This window comes from Poseidonibacter sp. (genome assembly GCF_041821165.1).
In the GTDB taxonomy this organism is placed as follows: Bacteria; Campylobacterota; Campylobacteria; order Campylobacterales; family Arcobacteraceae; genus Poseidonibacter.
This window is the reverse complement of record NZ_JBGUES010000105.1, coordinates 1-8112: the sequence shown is the minus strand read 5'-3', so window position 1 is coordinate 8112 and position 8112 is coordinate 1. Positions and strand designations below refer to the sequence as shown.

The 8112-nt window shown below is 25.8% G+C and carries 6 protein-coding genes; all 6 read left to right on the top strand.

Annotated features, from left to right (window positions below; translation table 11 throughout):
- Positions 1–1614 (top strand): tetratricopeptide repeat protein (locus ACERKK_RS08825; protein WP_373772716.1); only part of this gene is annotated, 1614 nt, incomplete at its 5' end.
- A complete protein-coding gene (fliI, locus tag ACERKK_RS08820) occupies positions 1614–2918 on the top strand; it encodes a flagellar protein export ATPase FliI (RefSeq protein ID WP_373772715.1) in 1305 nt (434 codons plus the stop codon). The genes ACERKK_RS08825 and fliI, both read left to right, overlap by 1 nt.
- The gene (locus ACERKK_RS08815; protein ID WP_373772714.1) at positions 2915–4066 is read left to right on the top strand and encodes a flagellar hook-associated protein 3; all 1152 of its coding nucleotides are present in this window, start codon (positions 2915–2917) and stop codon (positions 4064–4066) included. Before fliI ends, ACERKK_RS08815 begins: the two co-directional genes overlap by 4 nt.
- A gap of 17 nt (positions 4067–4083) precedes the next feature.
- Positions 4084–6195 (top strand): flagellar biosynthesis protein FlhA, encoded by a 2112-nt coding sequence (gene flhA / locus ACERKK_RS08810; protein WP_373772713.1) that lies wholly within the window; start codon positions 4084–4086, stop codon positions 6193–6195.
- A gap of 2 nt (positions 6196–6197) precedes the next feature.
- Entirely contained in the window at positions 6198–7664 is a 1467-nt protein-coding gene (locus ACERKK_RS08805) for a BatD family protein (RefSeq protein WP_373772712.1), read from the top strand.
- An 11-nt stretch (positions 7665–7675) separates the two neighbouring features.
- Positions 7676–8112, top strand: a 437-nt coding sequence (locus ACERKK_RS08800; RefSeq protein WP_373772711.1) for a hypothetical protein, incomplete at its 3' end; no start/stop codon positions are given.

Genomic DNA, 8112 nt, shown 5'->3' with positions numbered 1-8112 from the left:
GTAGAATTAAAACTTGAACTAAATAAAATAGATGAATCTATATATTTTGCAAATATTATAATTAATAATTTTGATAATGAACTTACAAAAACATATGGAAAAATTTATTTAGCAAAAGTTTATAGATATCAAAAAAATTATGATAGAGCTATTATTATTTTATATGAAATATTAACTAAAACAAATGATAAGTTAGTTGCAACAATTGTTGCTGATGAGCTCTTTGATGTTTATATATCAAATGGAAATTTAGAAAAAGCAAATGAACTAATTAAACAAGTTCTAAAAACAAATATTGATTATTATGCTAATGACTCTTATTTAGCAAATAAAAAAATCAATAAGTTAATAAATGCAAATATGCCAGAACAAGCTGCTGATATTTTAAAAGAGTTATTAAATAGAACTACAAAAGATGAATCTATTGAAAATTTCAAATTTAAACTTGCTAATACTTATATGTTAATGTATGATAGAACGAATTTTTATTTAGAAAAAGCCAAGGAACTTTATTCAGATATAATAAATGATTATGGTAGAGGTTCTTATGCTAAAAAATCTCAAATGTATTTAGATGAAATATTAATGAGACAAGGAATCCTAAAGACATTTTCAGTTGCCCAAAAATATGAAAAATCAGAATCTATGCAACAAAAAGCATTACTTCAAGAGTTGTTAAATAATAAAGAAGACAAAAAATATGAGTATTTATTAAGATCAAGAAAAATATATAATCAAATATCTACTTCAATAATTAATAGGTTTGCATATAAATCAATTGAAGAAATATTTGATGATATTAATATCGATAGGATAAAAGATCAGTTATCAAAAAATCAATGTTTTGAATTAGATAAATCTTTAAAAAACTCACGAAAAGAGACACTTGAAAAACTTATTTATGACGAAAGTATTAAGTTCAAGTTTTTTGAATGTTTAGTGGAAGTTCCATATGAAAGAGGTTATGAACTTGTAAAAGATGCATTTAATAATAGTAGAGATGCAAATATTTATCTATATTTAGAAAGAATGGCTTTATCTTTAGGTTTATTGGATGAAGCTTTAGATTATTCAACAAAAGTTGAGATGGTTGATAATAAAAATGTTTTAACAAAAGAATTCTTATATCGATATCAAATTTTAAAAGCAAAAGCGGATGCTATTTCTTTAGAAAAGTTTTTTTCTTATACACAAAGAAATTTGGAGTTTATAGAGTTAAATGAGAATAATCCAATAATTATTGATTTTTACTATGATTATTATTTTTATTTATTAAAAAAAGATGAAGAAGTTAATGCTAATGAAGTTTTAGTTAAATTATATAATAAACAAAAATTATTAAAAGCTAATATCTATTCACCTTTTGTAGAAATGGAATTATCAAGAATAGCAAAATCAGAAAATAATACTCAAAAATCATTAGATTATTTACTTGAAGGATTAAAAAATACAAGAAGAATTAAAGCTAATGATGAAGCAAAAATCTATTATGATATTTTAAAATTGTATGATGTTTTATCAAATGATATTAAAAAAGAAGAATACATAAATAAATGTAAAAATGTAAAAGGAACAAATGAAAGTTTATACAAAAAAATGTGCGATGAGATGTAATGGACATAGATGAATTATTAAGTAGAATTGATGGAACAGATTTATCTATTGCTTTTGGAAGAATAAAACACATTTCATCTACAACAATTGTTGCAACTGGTATAGAAGTAGCAATTGGTGATATAGTTAAAATTGAATCAGTACAGCATCTTTACACAGTATTGGGAATGGTTGCTTCAATTGATAGTGGAAGTTTTACTATTGTTCCTTTTTCTTTTATTGATGGATTTAGAATACATGATAAAGTATATTTACAAAAAGAGGGATTATCTATAAAATGTGGATATGGATTACTAGGAAGAGTTGTAAATGCTCTTGGCGAACCTATTGATAATAAAGGTAAAATTCATGATTTACAAGAATCCTCTGCAATAAATAAACTTTCAATGCCACCTTTGGAGAGAGGAATAATTGATGAAAGATTTTCAACTGGTGTAAAAGCAATTGATTCTATGCTAACATCAGGAAAAGGCCAAAAAGTTGGTATCTTTGCAGGTTCGGGTGTTGGTAAATCAACCTTAATGGGAATGATTGTTAAAGGATGTGAAGCTCAAATAAAAGTTGTTGCATTAATAGGGGAAAGAGGAAGAGAAATACCTGAATTTATTCATTATAATTTGGATAATAATTTAGAAAATACAGTACTAATTGCAGCAACTTCTGATGAATCTGCTTTAATGAGAAAATATGGTGCATTTACAGCTATGGCAATTGCAGAGTTTTTTAGAGATAAAGGTCATGATGTTCTTTTAATGATGGATTCTGTAACAAGATTTGCAATGGCACAAAGAGAAATAGGTTTAAGTACTGGTGAACCACCTGTTAGTCGTGGTTATCCACCTTCTGTATTTTCATTATTACCTCAATTAATGGAACGAGCAGGTAATAATGATAAAGGTTCTTTAACAGCATTTTTTACAGTTTTAGTAGATGGTGATGATATGAATGACCCAATTGCTGATCAAAGTAGATCTATTTTAGATGGGCATATTGTATTAACAAGAGAATTAACAGAACAAGGTTTTTATCCCCCAATTAATTTGCTTAAATCAGCATCAAGGGTTATGGATAAAGTAGTTGATCAACAGCATTATAATGACTTTTTAAAGTTAAAAAGAGTATTATCACTAATAAAAGAGAACGAAGTTTTAGTTCGTGTGGGTGCTTATAAATCAGGAATGGATCCAGAGCTTGATGATGCTATGGCTAAGAAAGATAAAATAAGAGAATTCTTAATTCAAGGTACCCAAGATAAATACGATTTTAATACAATCGTATCAATGTTTAGAAAGGTTTTACAATGATTAATACATCTCAACAAACATTTTATAGATTAGAAAATCTTAATGCAGAGCAGCAAAGAATAACTTATCAAACATCTACTGGAAAAATATTAGAACATGGTAGTGATGACTCAACATTATATGCAAAAGAAGTCTATATTGATGATAAGATTAAAACATACGATGGTATTAAACTTCAAATACAAAAAACAACTGCACAAAATAATGTAGCAGATTCAACAATTGGTGAAATAAAAAATCTTTTAGATGTTCTCAAAACAGAATTATTAAAAGCAAATACTGCAACTGTTGGAGATGAAGATAAAAAATCTATTGCAGTTGCAATTTCTGGATTAAAAGATAATATTTATGCTGCTGTTAATACACAAGTTGAAGGTGAATATCTATTTTCTGGTTCAGACTCTTCTGTTAAATCTTTTGAAAAAAATCCGACAACTGGTGTAATCTCTTATAATGGAGATAACTTATTAAGAAAAGTTGCAGTTGAAGAGGGCTCTTATAGAGAAAGAGGAATAAACGGTTTTGATATGCTGATGTATAATTCAGATATTGCAACAAAAGCTGATCCAAATTTAAGTTTTAAAGATTCTGATAGAATTTTAGATGAAAATGGAAATGAATGGAAAAGAAATGGAACAACATTAGAAAAATATGATCTTGAAGGTAATTTAACAAATCCTTTAGAATCTATAACAGGTCTTACTAATGATGGAGCAACACCACCTACTTATACAGCAGTTGTAGGAACACCTCCTCCTGATGGAACTAGATTTGAGACAAAAACTAATATTTTTGGTGTAATTGATGATGTATTAAATGCCTTAAATAAAGTTGACTCACTTGGAAATCCTATTAATGATGCAACAGCTGATGCTATATTACGTGATAGTATAGATAAAGTTGGTGATTCTTATGATTATGTTAATACTGCACATGCTGAGCTTGGTTCAAGAAATAAAGTATTAGAAATTTCATTAGAAAGAGTAAATTCAAAATTAACACAGTTTAATGTTCTTTCACAAGAACTAGGAGCTGCAGATTTAGGAAAATTAGCAATTGAAACTAAAGCTTTAGAATTAACATATACAGCTTTATATTCAACAGTAAATAAAACAAATCAATTATCTATTGTAAATTTTCTAAAATAATTTAGTTTAATAAATATATGAACATAAAAAAGATATTCTCAAAAGATTTAATAGTTGTTGTATTATTTGCAGCAATTTTAATGATTATCATTGTTCCTTTACCAAAAGGAGTTTTAGATTTCTTTTTGATTATATCTTTGACTATGTCTTTACTTATTTTACTTATCTCATTATATATTCAAAAACCAGCAGATTTAACAACCTTTCCAACCATTATATTAATTTTAGCACTTTTTAGACTATCCTTAAATATTGCCACAACACGTTCTATTTTAGGAGAGGGTCATAATGGTCCAGAGGCTGTATCTTCAATTATTTCAGCGTTTGGGGACTTTGTTGTTGGCGGAAATATGGTTATTGGGGTAATCATCTTTATTATCCTTGTACTTATTAACTTTATGGTTGTTACTAAAGGTGCAACAAGGGTTGCAGAAGTTACTGCAAGATTTACACTTGATTCTATGCCTGGTAAGCAAATGGCAATTGATGCTGATTTAAATGCAGGTTTTATTGATGATATCCAAGCACAAGAAAGAAGAAAAGCATTAATTTCAGAAGCTAACTTTTATGGAGCAATGGACGGGTCTTCTAAGTTTGTAAAAGGTGATGCTGTTGCTGGTATTATTATTACATTAGTAAATTTAGTTGGTGGATTATTAATTGGATTATTCCAGCATGATATGACTGTTGCAGATAGTGGAGAAATATATACAATTTTAACTATTGGAGATGGTTTAGTAGCTCAAATCCCAGCTCTTATTTTATCAACTGCAACTGCTATTATTATTACTAGATCAAATATGGATGAAGATAGATTTGCTAATCAAGCAATTTCACAATTAGCAAAAGATAGTAAATCTTTAACAATTGTTGGTATTGGTTTAGTATTATTTGGTTTTATTCCAGGTTTCCCAACTGGTATTTTAATGATGATGGGATTATTACTACTTTCTATTGGTTATACAATAAATATGATTGATAATAATGTTGATAATGCTGTTACAAGATTTTTCAAGACAGAAGTTGAAAAACCTAAAATACCAAAAGATTTAGAAACATTAAAAGCTGAAAAGAAAAAAGCAAATGCAGTTAATGAAGAAGAGACAATTGAAAATATTATGCGTCTTGAGGTTTTAGAATTAAAACTTGGAATTAGACTTTTACAACTTGTTCAAGGTAATTCTGAACTTTTAGATAAAATTAAAGCCATTCGAAAAACAATTGCAAGTGAATTAGGATTTATTATTCCACAAATTAGAATTTCTGATGATGCTACTATTGGACAAAATGAATATCAATTATATTTAAAAAGAATACCATTAGTAAAAGGTCGTGTTGAGGTAGGAAAATTTTTAGCAATGGGTGGATTAGCTCATGAAAAAATACAAGGTCTTAAAGTAAAAGAACCTGTATTTAATTTAGATGCTACATGGATTGCTGAGAATTTAAAAGAAGAAGCATTAATGAAAGGTTTTACAGTTGTTGATGCTCCAACTATTATTTCAACACATATTTCAGAAATTATCAAAAAATATGCTGAAGATATTATTACAAGACAAGATGTTGTAAATATAATTGAAGGTCTAAAAAAAGACTTTCCAATTGTTATTGAAGAAGCAATGAAAGTTACTTCATATGGTTCATTATTAAAAGTTTGTAAAGATTTATTACATGAAAAAATACCAATTGTTGATATGCTTACAATTGTTGAAGCAATCGCTGATATTGCAGAGTTTACAAAAGCACCAGATGTATTGCTAGAACATGTAAGATCAAAGTTATTTAGACTTATTACTCAAAAGTTTAAAGATACAGATGGTGTTCTTCATTTAGTAACTATAAAACCTGAACTTGAGCAACAGTTTGTTGGAAAATTACAAGAACAACATGGTGTTTCACAATTAATGCTTTCAATTTCTGAAATCAATAACTTAGTTACAAAAACAAAAGAGTTATTAGATGCTATTGAAGTAAAAGGTTTCTCAAAAGTTGCTATGGTAGTTGATCCTGTTTTAAGAAAAAGAATATCAGAAATTTATGAAAAATTTGGATTAGAAGTTGCTGTATTATCACATGCAGAACTTGATTCAAAAGCAAACTTCTCTATTGAAGGTACACTGGAGTTTTAATTATGTATTTAATTAAATATTTAATTTTTTTAAATCTATTTTTTATATCGTTATTTGCAAATGTTCAAATAAATATTCCCAAAAGTATTATAAAAGGTGATGCTGTTGTTTTTAGTATTGAAGCTAGTGGAAATGATATAGAGTTTCCAAAGCTTACTTCAATAAATGGAAATACTATTCAAGAACTAGGTAGTTCTACTTCAACAAATATTATAAACTCAACAATTACAAAAAAAATAAAAAAGACTTACTCTTTTTATGCTTTAAATGATTTTATTTTTCCTTCTTTAACTTTTGTAATTGATGGGAATAAAGTTCAAACACAAGAACAAGAAATCAAGGTTTTAAATGCCCAAAAAACAAAATCAAAATATTTTGATTTAAATATTTCATCTTCTTTAGATGATTTATATGTTGGAGAAAACTTTATATTAACTGTTGTTTTTAAATATGATAAGCAACTACAAATAGTTGATTTAGCATTTGAAAATCCTAATTTTGAAAACTTTTGGTCTAAGCAATTGGATAATTCAAAACAGTATGAAGAAGGTTCTTTTATTGTTCAAGAATTAAAGTTTTTACTTTTTCCATTAAAAGAGGGCTTATTAAAAATCAATCCTTTAAAAATCAAAGCTCAGATTTTAGATACAAATAGAAATTCATTCTCTTTATTTTCAAATTCTACTAAAGTTGTTAGAGTTTATTCTAATGAATTAAATTTTAATATTAAAAAACTTCCTAATAATATAAACCTAATTGGTGACTTTGATATAAAAGCTAGTATTGATAAAAATAAAATCAAAAAGGGTGAAGCTCTTTCTTATAAGTTAGAGATAGAAGGTTATGGAAATATTGATGATATTGAAAATAAAACTTTAAATATTCAAGAGGCAACAATATATGAAAATAAACCAGAAGTAAAAACGAGTTTTAAGGATGATAAATATTTTGGTATATACTCTAAAACTTTTTCAATAATTCCAAATAAATCCATAGTTATTCCAAGTATAAATTTAAGTTACTTCAATAAGGAATTAAATAAAGTAATAAGTAAAAAAACAAATGAATTTAAAATTGAAGTAATTGAAGAAATTACAAATAAAAAAATTGAAAGATTACAAAAAAAAGATATAAAAAAAATAAATGAAAAGCAAATAATAAAAACTATTGAAGTAATATCAATAAAAGATAGGATTATTTTCTTTTGTTTAGGTGTTTTTATAACATTATTAATATTATGTTTATATTTCTATGTTATAAATCGTAGTAAAAAGAAAGATTTTAAAAATGAATCTTTAGTAAAACAAGTTAATAAAACTAAAAATAAAGATGAGTTGCTAAGATTATTATCTGTTTATATAAAAATAAATTCAAATTTAGATGAATTGATATTTTTATTAGAAAAAGATAGTGATTTTATTTTAGTAAAGAAAGATATAATTAAAATCTTAAAAAAAATAAATTTATAAGGCTATCTAATATGAAAACAATACTACTATGTTGTTTATTTATCAGTTCAATTTTTGCAAATGAATATTATGCAAAATTAGAACCTCTTGAAAGTTATCAAATAAAATCATCAGTTTCGGGAAAAGTAATATTTTCAAATGAAGAAATTGAAGGTAAAAACTCAAATAATAGTTTAATTGTAGAAATTGATTCTAAAGTTAATCAAATTGAATTAGAACAATCGAGAAATAAACTAAACTTTTTGAATGAAATGATTTTAATCGAAACAAACAATTATAATAGATTAAATAAAGTTTCATCAAAATCAGAATTTGAAAAAGATACACAAAAGTTAAAAGTAATAAATCTAAAATCTACAAAATCTGACTTGATAATTAAAATTGAAAATTTAAAAGATACGATTAAAAATAAAAAGTTAATTGAAGAATCAAACTATATTTTCAATAT